General features: G+C 48.2%; 14 protein-coding genes. 6 read left to right on the top strand and 8 right to left on the bottom strand.

The features are described 5' to 3' along the window. The first annotated feature begins 59 nt into the window (after nt 1-59). Nucleotides 60-557 (top strand): GNAT family N-acetyltransferase, encoded by a 498-nt coding sequence (locus ABUA47_RS06545; RefSeq protein WP_008663324.1) that lies wholly within the window; start codon nt 60-62, stop codon nt 555-557. An 89-nt stretch (nt 558-646) separates the two neighbouring features. Here the strand turns inward: ABUA47_RS06545 and ABUA47_RS06540 are convergent, their stop codons facing one another. The 3 genes from ABUA47_RS06540 to uvrA all read right to left on the bottom strand — a co-directional run bounded on the left by ABUA47_RS06540 (nt 647) and on the right by uvrA (nt 5,616). Continuing rightward, nucleotides 647-2,167, bottom strand: coding sequence for a peptide MFS transporter (locus ABUA47_RS06540; RefSeq protein ID WP_008663323.1), 1,521 nt, complete (start codon nt 2,165-2,167; stop codon nt 647-649). A 117-nt stretch (nt 2,168-2,284) separates the two neighbouring features. Further along, nucleotides 2,285-2,764, bottom strand: coding sequence for a Cys-tRNA(Pro) deacylase (gene ybaK / locus ABUA47_RS06535; protein ID WP_034532800.1), 480 nt, complete (start codon nt 2,762-2,764; stop codon nt 2,285-2,287). A gap of 17 nt (nt 2,765-2,781) precedes the next feature. Then, a complete protein-coding gene (gene uvrA, locus ABUA47_RS06530; RefSeq protein ID WP_035448340.1) occupies nt 2,782-5,616 on the bottom strand; it encodes an excinuclease ABC subunit UvrA in 2,835 nt (944 codons plus the stop codon). Between the two features lie 189 nt (nt 5,617-5,805). Here uvrA and ABUA47_RS06525 point away from each other — a divergent pair, with 189 nt between their 5' ends. Both ABUA47_RS06525 and ABUA47_RS06520 read left to right on the top strand, forming a co-directional pair. Next, complete coding sequence (locus ABUA47_RS06525) at nt 5,806-7,596, top strand: LysM peptidoglycan-binding domain-containing protein (RefSeq protein WP_008663318.1); 1,791 nt, start codon at nt 5,806-5,808, stop codon at nt 7,594-7,596. Nucleotides 7,597-7,669: 73 nt separating this feature from the next. Next, nucleotides 7,670-8,371 carry a porin family protein gene (locus ABUA47_RS06520; protein WP_008663316.1) on the top strand — a complete coding sequence of 234 codons (702 nt, stop codon included), beginning with the start codon at nt 7,670-7,672 and terminating at the stop codon, nt 8,369-8,371. 168 nt (nt 8,372-8,539) lie between these two features. Here the strand turns inward: ABUA47_RS06520 and ABUA47_RS06515 are convergent, their stop codons facing one another. The 5 genes from ABUA47_RS06515 to ABUA47_RS06495 all read right to left on the bottom strand — a co-directional run bounded on the left by ABUA47_RS06515 (nt 8,540) and on the right by ABUA47_RS06495 (nt 12,159). Continuing rightward, complete coding sequence (locus ABUA47_RS06515) at nt 8,540-9,001, bottom strand: DUF4293 domain-containing protein (RefSeq protein ID WP_005825355.1); 462 nt, start codon at nt 8,999-9,001, stop codon at nt 8,540-8,542. Next, nucleotides 9,001-9,336, bottom strand: a complete 336-nt coding sequence (locus ABUA47_RS06510) for a DNA-directed RNA polymerase subunit omega (protein ID WP_005825356.1) — start codon at nt 9,334-9,336, stop codon at nt 9,001-9,003. The genes ABUA47_RS06515 and ABUA47_RS06510 overlap by 1 nt, the downstream gene beginning before the upstream one ends. Before the next feature lie 34 nt (nt 9,337-9,370). Beyond that, nucleotides 9,371-10,192 carry an outer membrane protein assembly factor BamD gene (locus tag ABUA47_RS06505; RefSeq protein ID WP_005836575.1) on the bottom strand — a complete coding sequence of 274 codons (822 nt, stop codon included), beginning with the start codon at nt 10,190-10,192 and terminating at the stop codon, nt 9,371-9,373. A 183-nt stretch (nt 10,193-10,375) separates the two neighbouring features. Beyond that, a complete protein-coding gene (locus tag ABUA47_RS06500) occupies nt 10,376-10,801 on the bottom strand; it encodes an amino acid-binding protein (protein ID WP_005825359.1) in 426 nt (141 codons plus the stop codon). Nucleotides 10,802-10,860: 59 nt separating this feature from the next. Beyond that, entirely contained in the window at nt 10,861-12,159 is a 1,299-nt protein-coding gene (locus tag ABUA47_RS06495; protein ID WP_005825361.1) for a phenylacetate--CoA ligase family protein, read from the bottom strand. Nucleotides 12,160-12,275: 116 nt separating this feature from the next. Between ABUA47_RS06495 and uvrB the strand changes: the two genes are divergently transcribed. The 3 genes from uvrB to ABUA47_RS06480 all read left to right on the top strand — a co-directional run. Continuing rightward, entirely contained in the window at nt 12,276-14,336 is a 2,061-nt protein-coding gene (gene uvrB / locus ABUA47_RS06490) for an excinuclease ABC subunit UvrB (RefSeq protein WP_022400712.1), read from the top strand. 87 nt (nt 14,337-14,423) lie between these two features. Then, the gene (locus ABUA47_RS06485) at nt 14,424-15,479 is read left to right on the top strand and encodes a linear amide C-N hydrolase (protein WP_035448337.1); all 1,056 of its coding nucleotides are present in this window, start codon (nt 14,424-14,426) and stop codon (nt 15,477-15,479) included. Between the two features lie 132 nt (nt 15,480-15,611). Next, nucleotides 15,612-16,528: UvrD-helicase domain-containing protein (locus ABUA47_RS06480; protein ID WP_349831472.1), on the top strand; the 917-nt coding region annotated here is incomplete at its 3' end.

Here is a 16,528-nt window from a genome sequence, read left to right as displayed (position 1 = left end):
ACGATTGTTTCACAAAAAAGGCTTAACTTTACACCCCAAACAGTATAAATACAACCGATATGTTTACCATAAGAAAAGCAACGACAGCAGACTGCGCACTGATTCAGAAACTTGCGCAGCAAATATTTCCCGTCACGTATAAGGATATCCTTACTCCCGAGCAGACCGACTACATGATGGAATGGATGTATTCATTGGACAATATCCGTAAGCAAATGGAAGAGGAAGGCCACGTCTATTTCCTGGCTTACGAAGAATGTGAAGCGGCGGGCTATGTGTCCGTACAGCAGCAAGGAGAAGATTTATTCCACCTGCAAAAGATTTATGTACTCCCCTATTACCAGGGTGCACATTGCGGCAGTTTCCTCTTTCGCGAAGCCATCAAGTACATCAAGAAAGTGCATCCCGGCCCTTGTCTGATGGAATTGAATGTGAACCGTAACAACAAGGCACTGCAGTTTTACGAACATATGGGAATGCGGAAACTCCGTGAAGGGGATTTCCCGATAGGAAACGGATATTACATGAATGACTACATCATGGGACTGGAAATCTGAGTCCCGGCATTAAAAGCCCTCCAAAAACTAAAGGCTGCGCAGTTCATTACGAACATTGCGCAGCCTTTAGTTTTATCTTTCGTTTCCGATTACTTCGCCACCTTTTCAAGCCATTTCAGCATGAACAGCATGGTGAACATCGAAATGCAGCACGCTACTACAAATACCGTCCACGTCATCCAGATAGGAATACTTTCGTAAAGGATAGCACCGATAACGAGCAACTGATTACCAATGGCAGTAGCGCCGAGCCAACCGCCCTGCATGATACCCTGATATTTGGGAGGAGCCACCTTGGACACGAATGAAATGCCCAACGGAGAAATGTACAATTCGGCAACAGTCAATATCAGATAGGTAACCATCAGCAACAGCGGAGTCACCTTCACCGGAGAGGTACCCAAAGCGATTATATCCTTGTGCATCGGCAAGTTGCTTACATAAGAACCGATAGCCATTATAAGGAAGCCGGTGGCAGCAATACCCATACCGATGGCAATCTTCCGCGGAGTGGAAGGCTCTTTACCCTTGGCACGCTGTGCTGCAAAGACAGCCATGATGACCGGTGTCAGAGATACAACGAAAATCGGGTTCAAAGACTGGAACAGCTCAGCTGAAATAGCCATGCCGAATAAATTCAAATCTGTATATTCCTTGGCAAAATACGTCAGTGTCAACCCATTCTGATGGAACGAGAACCAGAAGAAAATTACCACACCGAATACGGCAAACAATGCATACATGCGCTGTCTTACCTCTTGTGCGCTCATCTCCACTGCAGTGGCATCGCCCGCTTTTGCAGCCACCTTCTTGCTGGGATCGGGGAATTTCTTTCTGTTGATGACGAAAATTACCAAAGAAAGAACCATAGCCAAGATAGCTACACCGAATGCATAATGGAAACCGGTGGTAAACACGTTCAGATATTCATTGGCAAATACCGTCATATCCGTTACGGGTGTTCCGGAAATAGTGGCTTTCGTTGCCAGTGCACTATAAGTGTCCACAGCTTCGGGAGTCAGCGTTCCTGCCAGATGTCCGTGGCAAAGGGCAGGCAGGTCGGCATCATAATTGTAGCCGAATGTGGACAGCCACCAGTTACGTACGCCTACTGCGGCAAACGGAGCAAAGATGGCACCTACATTGATGAACATATAGAATAAGGAGAAACCAGAATCACGCATGCTGGAATATTGGGGATTGTCGTACATCTGCCCTACCAGCGCTTGAAGATTTCCCTTGAAAAGACCATTTCCGAAAGCAATGACAAACAAGGCCGCACAAGTAATCACCAAAAACAAGGTTTTATTGACAACCGGTGTAGGAGACGGGATGGCAAGCATCAAGTAGCCTACCGCCATCAAGACAATGCCAGTAAAGATGGTACCTTTGTAATTACGGGTTCTGTCGGCAATAATACCACCTATCAATGCAAGAATGTAAATAGAAAAATAAAATGTTGAGTAGATCAAACCTGCCTCTTTTCCATCCAGTCCGAACTTGGCTTGCAGAAAAAGTACAAGAATGGCCATCATGGTATAAAAGCCGAAACGCTCGCCCAAATTAGCAAAGGATGCGGCAATCAGACCTTTAGGGTGTTTGTTGAACATAAAAATTAGTTTTTAGAATTAGTAATTGGATTGATTTCTTGAATAATTCCTGCAAATATATAAATTCTATTGAATATTTCCTTATAAAATTAAAATATCTCGGCAGAAATAGAAGATTTATTCATTAAAAAGAACACAAACTTCTGCACGCACTTCTTTTACCAAATCCTTCGGGTCCAGTTTAAGCTGCAAACCACGTTGTCCGGCACTGATATAGATATACGGAAACCGCAGGCACGTTTCATGGATATAGGTAGGGAAAGACTTCTTCATGCCGATGGGCGAACAGCCTCCGCGGATGTAGCCAGTCAGAGGTAAAAGTTCCTTAACCGGAATGAGGTCACACTTCTTGTTGCCCGATGCCTTTGCCGCCAGTTTCAAATCCACTTCGTGCTCACCCGGGATGACGCAGACAAAGTAGCCGGATTTATCGCCGTGAAGAATAAGTGTCTTGAACACGCAGTTGATGTCCTCGCCCAAACTGGCGGCTACATGTACGGCGCTCAAATCGTTCTCATCCACCTCGTAGGGAATGAGTTCATAGGCTATCTTGGCTTTGTCGAGCAACCGCGCTGCATTCGTCTTATTAATTTTCACCATAACAAGTTACAAAATTAGTAATTATCCCCCAGCTCTTCACGCAGGAATTTCGGAGTATAGCCTTTCTCGCTCTTCGCCACCTCTTCGGGTGTTCCGCAGGAGAGGAGTTCCCCTCCCCCCTTGCCACCTTCGGGACCCATATCAATGATGTAGTCCGCCATCTTGATGACATCGAGATTATGCTCTATGACGATGACGGTGTTTCCTTTGTCAACAAGTTTGTTCAGTACATTCATCAGTACACGGATATCTTCAAAATGAAGTCCGGTGGTAGGTTCGTCGAGGATATAGAGTGTCTTGCCCGTATCACGCTTGGAGAGTTCCGTAGCCAACTTTACGCGCTGGCTCTCACCTCCGGAGAGCGTGGTGGAGGACTGTCCCAGCTTGATATAGCCCAATCCCACTTCCTGGATAACCTTAATCTTATTCAATATCTGGGGCACATTCTCGAAGAACTCCACCGCACGGTTGATGGTCATATCCAGCACATCGGCAATGGACTTGCCTTTAAAGCGCACTTCCAGCGTCTCGCGGTTATAGCGTTTGCCGTGGCACACCTCGCAAGGCACATACACATCCGGCAGGAAATTCATCTCAATGCATTTGTAGCCGTTGCCCTGGCAAGCCTCGCAGCGTCCGCCACTGACGTTGAAGGAGAAGCGTCCCGCCTTATATCCACGTATCTTCGCTTCGGGCAAGCCGACAAACAGATTGCGGATATCGGAAAACACACCGGTATAAGTGGCAGGATTGGAACGCGGCGTTCGTCCCAAAGGAGACTGGTCCACATTCACCACCTTGTCTATATATTCCAGCCCTTCAATACTGTCATAGTCCAAAGGATCCTGCAGTGAACGATAGAACTTCTGCGAAAGAATAGGCTGCAACGTCTCGTTGATAAGCGTGGACTTGCCACTGCCGGAAACACCGGTAACGCAAATCAGCTTGCCCAGCGGGAACTCTACATCCACATTCTTCAGATTATTACCCTTGGCGCCACGCAGCCACAGACTGTGTCCATTGCCCTCGCGACGCTTGGCAGGCACCTCAATGGCACACTCACCATTCAAGTATTGGGAAGTCAGCGTATGCGTCCGGAGCATTTCACGGGGAGTACCGGCAAAGACAACATCCCCTCCCAGCCTACCGGCTTTCGGCCCCATATCAATGACATAATCGGCGGCGAGCATCATATCCTTGTCATGCTCCACCACAATGACGGAGTTGCCAATGTCACGCAGTTCCTTCAAAGAGTGTATCAAGCGCTGGTTGTCGCGTTGGTGCAGGCCGATACTCGGCTCATCCAATATATACAGCACATTCACCAGCTGTGAACCTATCTGCGTAGCCAGGCGGATACGCTGGCTTTCACCACCGGAAAGGCTGACGGAACTACGGTTCAGCGAAAGATAATCCAAACCTACATCGAGCAGAAATTTGAGCCGTGTACGGATTTCCTTCAGGATTTCACCGGCAATCTGCTGTTGCTTGCTACTGAGATACGGGTCTACGTTTACCAGCCAGTCATACAGCTCATTGATGTCCATCGTAGACAATTCGTAGATGTTCTTGTCGTGAATGCGGAATGAAAGCGCTTCCTTATTCAACTTGGCGCCATGACATTCCGGGCAAACGGCAGTCTTGGCAAACTGGTCCGCCCACTTCTGTGCCGTGGCAGAAGCATCCTTCTCCTGCAGCATCTGGATATACTTTACAACCCCCTCAAACGTCACAAAATAATCGGAAGAGGTGCCTATCAGTGAACTCTTTATCTTGATACGCTCGTCCGAACCGTAGAGAATCTCGTCGATGGCATCCTCCGGCAAGTCTTTGACCGGTGTTTTCAGCGTCGCTTCATATTTCTCCAGCAAGGCGGTAATCTGCCAGAAAATCATGCTGTTCTTGGCTTTCCCCAACGGTGCGATGGCACCTCCGGCAATGGAGAGCTCACGGTCGGGAATCACCTTGTCAATATCAATCTGGCTGACCACCCCCAACCCTTTGCACTTAGGACATGCCCCTTGCGGCGAATTGAAGGAAAAGTTGTGCGGCGCCGGTTCCCGATAGGACAACCCCGTCACGGGACACATCAGCCGTTTGCTGTAATGGCGCACGCTATCCGTCTGCGCATCGAGTATCATCAGCAATCCGTCACCTTGACGCATGGCAGTGGCCACGCTGTTCTTCAGGCGTGTGTCATCCTTGTCCGTCACCACCAGCTTGTCTATCACCACCTCCACATCGTGGTTCTTATAGCGGTCCAGCTTCATGCCGGGCAAGACTTCGCGTACCTCACCGTCCACACGTACGTAGAGATAGCCTTTCTTGCGCACCTGCTCGAAGAGCTCCTTGTAATGCCCCTTACGGCTGCGCACCAGCGGAGCAAGGATATAAATGCGTTTTCCTTTGTAATCCTTCAGGATAAGGTCGAGTATCTGTTCCTCGGTATACTTCACCATCTTCTCGCCGGAGAGATAAGAATAAGCTTCTCCTGCACGGGCATACAACAAACGAAGGTAATCATAAACCTCTGTCGTTGTACCCACCGTGGAACGTGGATTCTTATTCGTGGTTTTCTGCTCGATGGAGATAACCGGGCTCAGTCCCGTTATCTTATCCACGTCCGGACGTTCCAGATTTCCCAGGAAATTACGGGCATAGGCTGAAAAGGTCTCGATATAGCGGCGCTGCCCTTCGGCAAAAATAGTATCGAATGCCAAAGAGGACTTGCCGCTTCCGCTCAGGCCTGTAATCACAGTCAGGCTGTTACGGGGAATCTCGGCATCGATATTCTTGAGGTTGTGCACGCGCGCACCATATACATTGATATATTCTGTTTCTTCTTGCATGTTGATTTATCCTATCGTTTTAACTGCAAAAATAACTGTTTCCCCCCGAATATCAGCCGAAAAGCGCTATTTTTCAGTTTTGAAATGCACAATATTATTTCTTAACGCAATCCTTTGGTTTGAATGCCACAATATTCGTACCTTTGCAGCTACTTTGGGAAATTGTAAACATAAACCAACGATTACTGAATGAAAACGATTAACCGCATTATCTGCTCCCTGCTGCTTGCCAGTGCATGCAGTATCGGTGCAATAGCACAAGAGAATCAATCTTATTTTCTGCATACTATCGAAAAAGGACAAAGTCTCTACTCCATCGCCAGCATGTACGGCGTCAGCCAGTCGGACATCATCAAACTGAACCCCGGCAGTGACGAGAAAATATTCATCGGACGCACATTGCGTATTCCACGCAGCGCTGCCAACATACAAAAAGAAACATACCATACCATCGAAACCGGTGAGACCCTCTACCGGCTGACCGTGAAATACAATGTATCTGCCAAAGCCATCTGTGACGCCAACCCGGGACTGAGCGCCGAGAATTTCCGTATCGGACAAGTAATCCGTATCCCTTCCACAACCGAGACCCAAACCATGGTCCCGGCTGAGACACAAAGCAGCACTGTAGTTGCCAACAACAATATTCTCGGCCCCGTAGAGTCACGATGCCGTGACATGCATAAAGTGAAGCGGAAAGAAACCGTATTCAGCATCAGCCGTGAATACGGCATCAGCGAAGCCGAACTGATAGCCGCCAACCCGGAATTAAAAGGCGAAAACAAAATAAAGAAGGGAACCTTCCTCTGCATTCCCTATCCCAAAGCACAGACGGAGCAAAATATCCAGTCGCAGGCAATACCTACCGACAGCGAGCTGTTCCGTGAAAACCGGAAAAAGACAGAACGCTTCAGCACCATCAAGGCTGCCGTCATCCTTCCCTTCCTGGACGGGGTATCAAAGAGCGAGTCTTCCCGTATGGTGGAATACTACGAAGGCCTACTGATGGCCGTAGACAGCTTGAAACGTACTGGCACTTCCATTGACTTGTACACTTACAATTCAGGTCCCGAAAGTGCCTCGCTGAACTCCATCCTGGGCAAAAGCGAGATGAAGGACATGGACATCATCTTCGGGCCTCTGTACCAACAGCACATCAAACCGCTGGCCGAGTTTGCCAAGAAACAAGACACACGCCTGGTGATACCATTCACATCGAAAGACAACACGGTATTCCAGAATCCGGCGGTCTATCAGATAAATACCCCCCAATCCTATCTGTACTCCGAGGTGTACGACCACTTTGTGCGCCAGTTCCCCAATGCCAACGTCATCTTCATTGAAGCCAGCCAGGGCACCAAGGACAAGGCAGAATTCATCAAGGGACTGAAAGACGAACTGCGCAACCGTTCCATCCCGATGAAGAGCCTGAAAGAGGATGTCACCGTAGAATCCCTGAAAACAGTATTACGCACGGACCGTGAGAATATCTTTATCCCCACATCCGGCAGTAACCTGACATTGATTAAGATACTTCCCCAATTGACCTTATTGGTGCGCGAACAACCCGAAAGCCGTATCCATCTGTTCGGCTATCCGGAATGGCAGACCTACACCAAAGACCACTTGGAAGCCTTCTTTGAACTGGACACCTATTTCTATTCCTCTTTTTATACCAACAATTTGCTGCCTGCCGCCATCAACTTTACCAAAAACTACCGCAGATGGTATGGCAAGGAGATGGACGAGCGCTATCCCAAATTCGGAATGTTGGGCTTCGATACCGGCTATTTCTTCCTGAAAGGACTTGCGCGCTATGGCTCTTCCTTCGAGAAGAACATGCAGGGACTGGACCTGGTGCCCATCCAGACCGGCTTCAAGTTCCAACGGGTAAACAACTGGGGAGGCTTCATCAACAAGAAGGTGTTCTTCGTGCACTTCACCAAGAACTTTGAGCTGGTGAAGTTGGACTTTGATTAGGGATTAATCATCTGATAATCCACTATATAACTATTAATTCGTAGCTTGTAACTCGTAACTTATAACTTATAGCATGAACCTGAGAACAATCATCATATTCGCCCTGCTGGTGTGTGCATGTATATTGCCCCTGCATGCGCAGGTGGGCGAGCAACGCCACAACTTCGCTGTGGGCGTCAATGGAGGCATCAATCTGAATAGCGTAAGCTTCTCTCCCTCTGTCAAGCAGAAGAATCTGATGGGCATCAACGGTGGTGTGACAGCCCGATACATTTCCGAGAAATATTTCAGTATGATTTGCGGTGCACAAATCGAGCTGAACTTCTCACAGCACGGTTGGGACGAGTATTACGAGGACTATCCCACACTGAGCTACACCCGCACCATGAACTATGTGGAAATACCGTTCCTGGCACATCTGGCATTCGGCAAGGACCGCGGTCTGCAATTCTTCATCCATGCCGGTCCGCAGATAGGTTTCCTGCTTGGCGACAGCGAAAAGATAGACGGCGACTGGGACGGCACTGTAGCAGAATCCTACACCAACATCACCGTGGAACAGCACGGCAAGGCCATAGACAACAAATTCGACTACGGCATTGCAGGCGGAGCAGGCATAGAGCTGCGCACCAAGGCAGGCAATTTCATCGTAGAAGGAAGATACTACTATGCTTTGTCCGATTTCTATGGCAGCACCAAGAAGGACTTTTTCTCACGCTCCGCACACGGAGTCATTACGGCCAAGATAACTTATCTCTTCGACTTGAAGAAGTAATGCTTATAGGAAACACCCGTTTCCACACGTAGGGACGACAATTTCCTCTAATGGGAACAGTATAATGGAACGACTGTAACCTCAAGCGGAAACGATAAAAAAGCAGACCACGTATTCCGAATGAAATACGTGGTCTGCTTTTTGTTATTATCAAGTAGATAAACCTTCTTATCTTCTTAAACGGTCTGCCGCCTTCACCATCACCTCATCTTTGTAGATGGCACGGAAGGCCAGATAGTTGAGGATGATGGCTACCACCGGAAGGCAAAGCGCCCATCCCAACTGGAAAGTCATTGCATCCAAATCACCCTTCAAAATAAACATAAATACACAGAAGGCTATGTAGTAGCCTATCAGCAGAATGCTGCTGAAAATCGTCATGCGTATTTGCAACATACGGTTACGGAAAAGGAATATCGTACAGAAGGCAACAAGTGCACTGAGCAACAATATCCCGAACAAGCCCCAAGTAGACTGAAATCCTCCGTCGGCCAAAGCCACTCCCAGAGGTTTGAAAACATGCGCTGTCACTCCGTCCGCTCCGATGAACTGTCCTACAGGCATGCAAATTGCCACAACCAACAGGATAGTTACCAACAACAAATAAACAGATTGAATACGTTGTATCATTACTGTAATTTTTCTTTTTCCTTAGCCGGGTTACGATAGTAAATCTTACCCTCCACATATTCTTGCGTTGCAATCAATGTCGGCTTCGGCAGTTTTTCGTAATAGCGGGAAATCTCAATCTGTTCCCGGTTTTCGAACACTTCTTCCAAATTATCATTGTAAGAGGCAAACTCAGCAAGCTTTTTGGAAAGGTCATTCTTGATTTCCACACTAATCTGGTTGGCACGCTTTCCGATAATCGCTACGCTTTCGTATACATTACCAGTATCCTCACACAACTCCATCATATCACGGGTCACCGTAGTTGTAGGAGCATTTGTCTTTCTGTAATCCATAAATTTATCTATAGTATTAATTACAAATTATTAATTACTCTTGTTCTTCACCTCCCTCGCCCAGCATTTTCTGTGACTCCTTGAAGATTCGGTCGGCTTCCTTCGTATACTTGCTTTCAGGGAATTCGTTTTTAAAGGCATAACATTCATCCACCGCTTCACGGTAACGTTCGGCTCTTCTATCTTCCACACTATACACTGCCAATTCATACTTGGCACGCAAGATAAGAATGGACAAGTCTTCACGCAGGTTGGTATAAGGATAATCCTTCAAGGCATTCTGGGCGGTGATGACGCAAGCCTGATAGTTGTTGCCCAGATAATTACCCATGTTATAGTAAAGCTTTGCAGACAGATACTCTTTCATTACCAGCTTGTCCTGCAAGGCAAATATCATGTTCTGCGCTTCTTCTTTCTTGGAACTTTGCGGGAAGTATTCCATAAACATCTGCAACTGCTGGATGGCGCTATACGTACCGGATTGGTCCAAACGCGGCTCCGGAGTATCCAGATACAAGGCTTTACCGGCATGGAAACGTGCCAGTTCGGTGAATGTGCCGCGGGGATAAACGTTGTAGTATTGAATGAAAGTCTGCGCAGCAGTCTGATAATCCTTCTGGTTATAGTAACTCATGCCCAACATATAGAGGGATTCCTCTGCCTTATCAGTACCTTTGAGAATGGCAATCAATTCGTTGAGCAAAGTGGCAGCACGGTTGTACTGGCCTTTTGCGAAGTAATTTTTTGCCGCTTCGTACTTGTATTCGTAATCTGTGCTTTTCAGCAATTTGTTGTATTCTCCACACGAGGAGAGCAGCAATGCTGCAAGCAGAGTTATTAGGATGTTCTTCTTCATTACTTTTGTTCAAATAATGCGCAAAGATAGGGGTTCGCATCGAATAAAGCAACGATACGAGCCTTAATTTTTCAAAAACCAGACGAACGGGCAGGAATTAGGGATGAATGGTGAAAGATTAGGGATGAGGACTATGCAGGTTGATAGCACAGTCACTAATCACTAATCCCTAATCCTTCGTTTTCACAGTTTATAGAGTTCGCTTGCCGCCAGCAAATCGACCTTTTTTTCTGTCAATACACGGATACAGTTATCCATGTCGTTGGGACGAATGATGACATTGGCCGTTTCACCATTGGCAAAGGAATACATGTACTCGATGAACACGCCTTCATCGGAGAGGAAACGGAGTACTTTCGCCAATGAACCGGGGATATTGGGACAACTGATGCCTACTACATCCGTTACGTTCACTGCGAAGTGATTATCTTTCAAAGCCTTATATGCTTTATCCGGTTCGGAAACAATGCCACGAAGGATACCGAAATCGGCATTCTCTGCAATACATAGAGCAGAAAGGTTGACACCTTCTTTTGCAAGAACTTCAGTCACCTCTGTGAGGCGACCGGACTTGTTCTCCAGAAAAATGGAAAGTTGTTTTGCTACCATAGGTTTATTTACGATTTGACAATTTACGATTTACCATGTACAATGTACAATTTGGCGATTTACAATTTGCGGTTGTCGATAACGCGCTTGGCTTTACCTACGCTGCGCTCAATACTGCGTGGTTCTACCAAACGGACATCTACGCCGAGACCGAGTACGCTCTGCAGGCGGGCCACAAGCTTCTTCTTCAGAGCCAGCATCTTGTTGATTTCGTCGGAATAGTATTCGGGACGAACTTCAACCTGCAACTCCATGGTGTCGGTATTGTTCTTGCGGTCTACCAGCAAGAGGTAGTGAGGTTCGAACTCCGGCATTTCGAGGATAACGGACTCTATCTGCGTGGGGAACACGTTGACACCACGGATAATCAGCATGTCATCACTACGTCCCAAGATGCGGTCCATACGAACCAGTGTACGTCCGCAGGAGCACTTATCGTAGTGCAGGGCGGTGAGGTCCTTGGTACGGTAGCGCAACAGCGGCATCCCCTCTTTGGTAAGGTGAGTGAACACCAATTCGCCGGTTTCTCCAGGGGCAACCGGTTCGAGGGTCTTCGGGTCTACAATCTCGGGGAAGTAATGGTCTTCATTGAGGTGGGTACCGTGCTGGCACTCGCATTCGTAACCTACACCGGGGCCGGCAATCTCACTAAGCCCATAAATATCAAATGCCTTGATACCCAGCTTGGTTTCAATATCCCGACGCATACTTTCGGTCCACGGCTCGGCGCCGAAGGCTCCCACTTTCAACTTAAACTCTTCACGGGGAAGACCGGAGTCTTTGATGGCATCTGCCAGATAGAGGGCGTATGAGGGCGTGCAGCAAAGTACGGTAGAACCGAAATCATGCATCAGTGTAATCTGCTTCTCCGTATTGCCGCTGGACATCGGGATGACGGAAGCGCCGATATTCTCGGCACCGGCATGCGCACCCAGTCCGCCGGTAAAAAGTCCGTAACCGTAGGACACCTGGAAAATATCCGAGCTACCGGCACCATAGGCGGTAAAGGCCCGTGAAAGGCATTCGGACCATGCTGAAAGGTCTTTTCGGGTATAGCCTACCACAGTGGGTTTTCCGGTTGTGCCGGAAGAGGCATGAATACGCACAATCTGGCTCATAGGTACGGCACAGAGGCCGAAGGGATAATTGTCCCGCAAGTCGTACTTGGTAGTAAAAGGCAGTTTTACAATATCATCTATACTGTTTATGTCATCGGGAGTAACTCCCAGTTCCTGCATTTTCTTACGATAAAAAGGAGTGTCATGATACACACGCTCCACAGTCTTTTTGAGACGAATGCTCTGGATTTTACGAAGGCTTTCGCGATCCATGCATTCGATGCTTTCATTCCAAATCATGTTCTTCGTTGTATTACAATTATTAATGGTTGTTATCAATATAGCTGCAAAGTAAACAAAAAAATTTTGTTTATCTCAAAGATTTTACCGAATATTGCCGCTTCTAAGAAGAGAAAATGAACAAATTCGAACTGACATCCGCCTACCAACCTACCGGTGACCAGCCGGAAGCCATCGCACAGCTGACCGAGGGCGTGCATGAGGGACTTCCTGCACAAACATTACTCGGTGTCACCGGGTCCGGAAAGACATTCACCATAGCCAACGTCATTGCCAACATCAACAAGCCAACGCTGATATTGAGCCACAACAAGACGCTGGCTGCCCAGTTGTACAGCGAGTTCAAGGGATTCTTCCCGAACAATGCCGTAGAATACTATGTGTCCTACTACGACTACTATCAGCCCGAAGCCTACCTGCCATCATCGGACACCTATATAGAAAAAGACCTCGCCATCAACGACGAGATAGACAAGTTGCGCCTTGCCGCCACCTCTGCCCTGCTTTCGGGCAGGAAAGATGTAGTGGTGGTATCCTCCGTTTCGTGCATATACGGCATGGGGAATCCGGCAGACTTCTACAACAACGTCATCGAAGTACAGCAAGGCAAGAATTTCAGTCGCAATGTCTTCCTGCGACGCTTGGTGGACAGTCTTTATGTACGCAACGACATTGACCTGAACCGCGGCAATTTCCGCGTGAAAGGCGATACGGTGGACATTTATCTGGCTTACGCCGACAACTTGCTGCGCGTCACCTTTTGGGGAGACGAGGTAGACAGTATTGAGGAAGTGGACCCTATGAGCGGCGTTACCGTCGCCAAGTTCGATGCCTACAAGATTTATCCCGCCAACCTCTTCATGACCACCAAGGAAGCCACGTTGCGTGCCATACACGAAATAGAGGATGACCTTCACAAGCAGGTGCAATGGTTTGAAAACGAAGGCCGCCCATTCGAGGCCAAACGCTTGCAGGAACGGGTGACCTATGATATGGAAATGATACGCGAATTGGGACATTGCTCCGGCATTGAGAATTATTCTCGCTACTTTGACGGGCGTGCTGCCGGTACCCGCCCCTACTGCCTGCTGGACTTCTTCCCCGAAGATTTCCTGATAGTCATTGACGAAAGCCACGTCAGCGTCCCGCAGATACGTGCCATGTACGGAGGTGACCGCGCCCGCAAGATAAACCTGGTGGAGTACGGATTCCGCCTACCGGCTGCCATGGACAACCGCCCGCTGAAATTCGATGAATTCGAAGAGATGGCCAAACAAGTGATTTACGTCAGCGCCACACCGGCAGACTATGAGCTGATGAAATCCGAAGGCATCGTAGTAGAACAAGTCATCCGCCCGACGGGACTGTTAGACCCCATTATTGAGGTGCGTCCCAGCCACAACCAAATAGACGACCTGATGGAAGAAATCCAAGTACGCATCGAGAAGAACGAGCGTACCCTCGTCACCACCCTCACCAAACGAATGGCTGAAGAACTGACGGAATATCTGCTGAACAACAACGTGAAGTGTAATTATATCCACAGCGACGTAGACACTTTGGAACGTGTGAAGATTATGGGTGACTTGCGCGAGGGCATTTACGATGTACTTGTCGGTGTCAACCTGCTGCGTGAAGGACTCGACCTGCCTGAAGTCTCTCTCGTTGCCATTCTCGATGCAGACAAGGAAGGTTTCCTTCGTTCCCACCGCTCACTGACACAGACTGCCGGACGTGCCGCCCGTAACGTGAACGGTATGGTCATCATGTATGCCGACAAAATAACGGACAGCATGCAACTGACCATCGACGAGACCAACCGCCGTCGCGAGAAGCAGTTGAAGTACAACGAAGAGCACGGCATCACACCACAGCAAATCAAGAAAGCCAAGAACCTCAATGTGTTTGCCACCAACGAGGCTTCCGGCGAAGCCGTCCTCAGCAGCGAGAAGTTCACTTCCAGCACTCCCCGCCCCTATGTGGAACAAGAAAGTACATCTACGATGGCTGCCGACCCTATAGTACAGTACATGAGCCGCAAGCAACTGGAAAAGAGTATCGAACGTACCAAGAAGCTTATGCAGGAGGCTGCCAAGAAACTCGATTTTATCGAAGCCGCACAGTATCGGGACGAGGTGCTGAAGATGGAGGAATTGCTGAAAGAAAAAGACGAGTAAGGGATTTCACCTCTTTTTCTCAAACTATACTCCCCTCCTTTTGTTATTCTATGAAACAGAGTATTAATTCATAAAGACAAAAGCGAGATGAATAAACCAATAAAGACAATAGCTGTTGCACTGGCTGCCATAGCCTCCATGAGTGTGCAACAAACAGAAGCGTGTACCCGAGCCACCTACATCGGTCCTGACAATACAGTCATTACAGGACGTACGATGGACTGGAAAGAAGACCTTATGAGTAACATCTATGTATTCCCACGAGGCATGCAAAGGGCAGGCTACAACAAAGGGAATGCAGTGAACTGGACTTCCAAGTACGGTAGCGTCATTGCCGCCGGTTATGACATAGGTACCTGCGACGGTATGAACGAGAAAGGTCTGGTTGCCAGCCTGCTCTTCCTTCCGGAGTCCGTTTACCACCGCCCGGGAGACAACCGCCCGATTATGGGCATCAGTATCTGGACGCAATACGTACTCGACAATTTTGCAACCGTACGCGAAGCTGTGGATGAACTGAAAAAAGAATCCTTCCGCATTGATGCACCAAACCTGCCCAACGGAGCCGCTTCCACCCTGCATCTGGCCATCACAGATGAAACTGGAAACACGGCTGTCCTGGAATACATAGACGGAAACCTTGAGATACATGAAGGCAAGCAGTATCAAGTAATGACCAACTCTCCCAAATATGAACTCCAGCTGGCTATCAACGACTATTGGAAAGAGGTAGGCGGACTGAATATGTTGCCGGGAACCAACCGCTCCAGTGACCGCTTTGTACGCGCATCGTTCTACATCAATGCCATTCCGCAAACAGCGGATGCAAAGATTGCTGTACCCAGTGTATTGAGCGTAATGCGCAATGTTTCTGTACCGTTCGGTATCACCACACCGGACAAGCCCCATATCTCCTCCACCCGTTGGCGTTCTGTATCCGACCAGAAGAACAAAGTATATTATTTTGAGTCCACACTGACCCCTAACTTGTTCTGGCTCGACCTGAAGAAAATCGATTTTAGCCCGAATGCAGGAATCAAGAAACTCTCACTGACAAACGGAGAAATCTATGCCGGAGATGCCATAAAGGATTTGAAAGACAGCAAAGGATTTGTATTTCTTTTCCAGACGCCGGTAATGTAGCACAGCCCCTACACATAGCCCCTCAATAATGGATGCTTCCCACTTCTTTCTATAAGAGAAAGCAGGGAAGCATTTATTTTTCTCATTATTTTTGTGTACGTTTGCAGATACATACTCAATGCAGCAATTTACATGGAATTATTAGTATACAAAGCCTCTGCCGGCTCAGGCAAGACCTTTACGCTGGCTGTGGAATACATCAAGCATTTGATAATCAATCCACGCGCCTACCGGCAGATACTTGCCGTAACCTTCACCAACAAGGCTACGGCAGAGATGAAGGAGCGCATACTGACACAGCTTTACGGTATCTGGAAGGGAGCACCTTCTTCCGAAGCATACTTGGAGAGAATTAAAAATTATAAATTAAAAATTAAAGAAGAAGGCGGGGACAGATTGACGGACGGGGAGATTCGTCAACGGGCCGGCATGGCACTGCAATACATGCTGCATGACTACAGCCGTTTCCGCGTGGAAACCATCGACTCCTTTTTTCAATCTGTGATGCGCAACCTTGCCCGCGAACTGGAACTGAGTCCTAACCTGAACATAGAGCTGAACAACAGTGAAGTGCTGAGTGATGCCGTAGACAGCCTCATCGAGAAGCTTACCCCCACTTCTCCCGTGCTGGCATGGCTCCTGGACTACATCGACGAGCGCATCCGCGACGACAAACGCTGGAACGTATCGAATGAGGTGAAAAGTTTCGGACGAAACATCTTCGATGAAAGCTACATAGAACGCGGCGAAAAACTACGGCAATGCCTTCGTACTCCGAACACGTTGAAACTCTACCGGGATGTGCTGCGCGATATGGAAACCGAGGCTCTGGAACAGATGAAAAGTTTCTACGACCAGTTTGAAGGCGAACTGGAAGGGCATGCCCTCACTCCCGAAGACTTGAAAGGAGGTGCCCGAGGCATCGGCAGTTACTTCCGCAAACTGCGCGACGGCAGACTGTCTGACAAGGATGTGCTGAACGCCACCCTGCAAAACAGCTTGGCAGATGCAAAAAACTGGGCAACGAAAACATCCTCACGGAAGGACGA

Source organism: Bacteroides sp. RTP31139st1_H2_RTP31139_211217 (assembly GCF_040227615.1).
GTDB lineage: Bacteria > Bacteroidota > Bacteroidia > Bacteroidales > Bacteroidaceae > Bacteroides > Bacteroides uniformis.
The sequence above is the reverse complement of the archived record's forward strand: the minus strand, read 5'-3'. Positions and strand labels throughout refer to the sequence as shown.

What these genes read in the sequence shown, in the direction of transcription:
- ABUA47_RS06545 (WP_008663324.1), top strand. Translation starts at nt 60, where the DNA reads ATGTTTACCATAAGAAAAGCAACGACAGCAGACTGCGCACTGATTCAG.
- ABUA47_RS06540 (WP_008663323.1), bottom strand. Translation starts at nt 2,167, where the DNA reads ATGTTCAACAAACACCCTAAAGGTCTGATTGCCGCATCCTTTGCTAAT.
- uvrA (WP_035448340.1), bottom strand. Translation starts at nt 5,616, where the DNA reads ATGCAAGAAGAAACAGAATATATCAATGTATATGGTGCGCGCGTGCAC.
- ABUA47_RS06525 (WP_008663318.1), top strand. Translation starts at nt 5,806, where the DNA reads ATGAAAACGATTAACCGCATTATCTGCTCCCTGCTGCTTGCCAGTGCA.
- ABUA47_RS06520 (WP_008663316.1), top strand. Translation starts at nt 7,670, where the DNA reads ATGAACCTGAGAACAATCATCATATTCGCCCTGCTGGTGTGTGCATGT.
- ABUA47_RS06515 (WP_005825355.1), bottom strand. Translation starts at nt 9,001, where the DNA reads ATGATACAACGTATTCAATCTGTTTATTTGTTGTTGGTAACTATCCTG.
- ABUA47_RS06510 (WP_005825356.1), bottom strand. Translation starts at nt 9,336, where the DNA reads ATGGATTACAGAAAGACAAATGCTCCTACAACTACGGTGACCCGTGAT.
- ABUA47_RS06505 (WP_005836575.1), bottom strand. Translation starts at nt 10,192, where the DNA reads ATGAAGAAGAACATCCTAATAACTCTGCTTGCAGCATTGCTGCTCTCC.
- ABUA47_RS06500 (WP_005825359.1), bottom strand. Translation starts at nt 10,801, where the DNA reads ATGGTAGCAAAACAACTTTCCATTTTTCTGGAGAACAAGTCCGGTCGC.
- ABUA47_RS06495 (WP_005825361.1), bottom strand. Translation starts at nt 12,159, where the DNA reads ATGATTTGGAATGAAAGCATCGAATGCATGGATCGCGAAAGCCTTCGT.
- uvrB (WP_022400712.1), top strand. Translation starts at nt 12,276, where the DNA reads ATGAACAAATTCGAACTGACATCCGCCTACCAACCTACCGGTGACCAG.
- ABUA47_RS06485 (WP_035448337.1), top strand. Translation starts at nt 14,424, where the DNA reads ATGAATAAACCAATAAAGACAATAGCTGTTGCACTGGCTGCCATAGCC.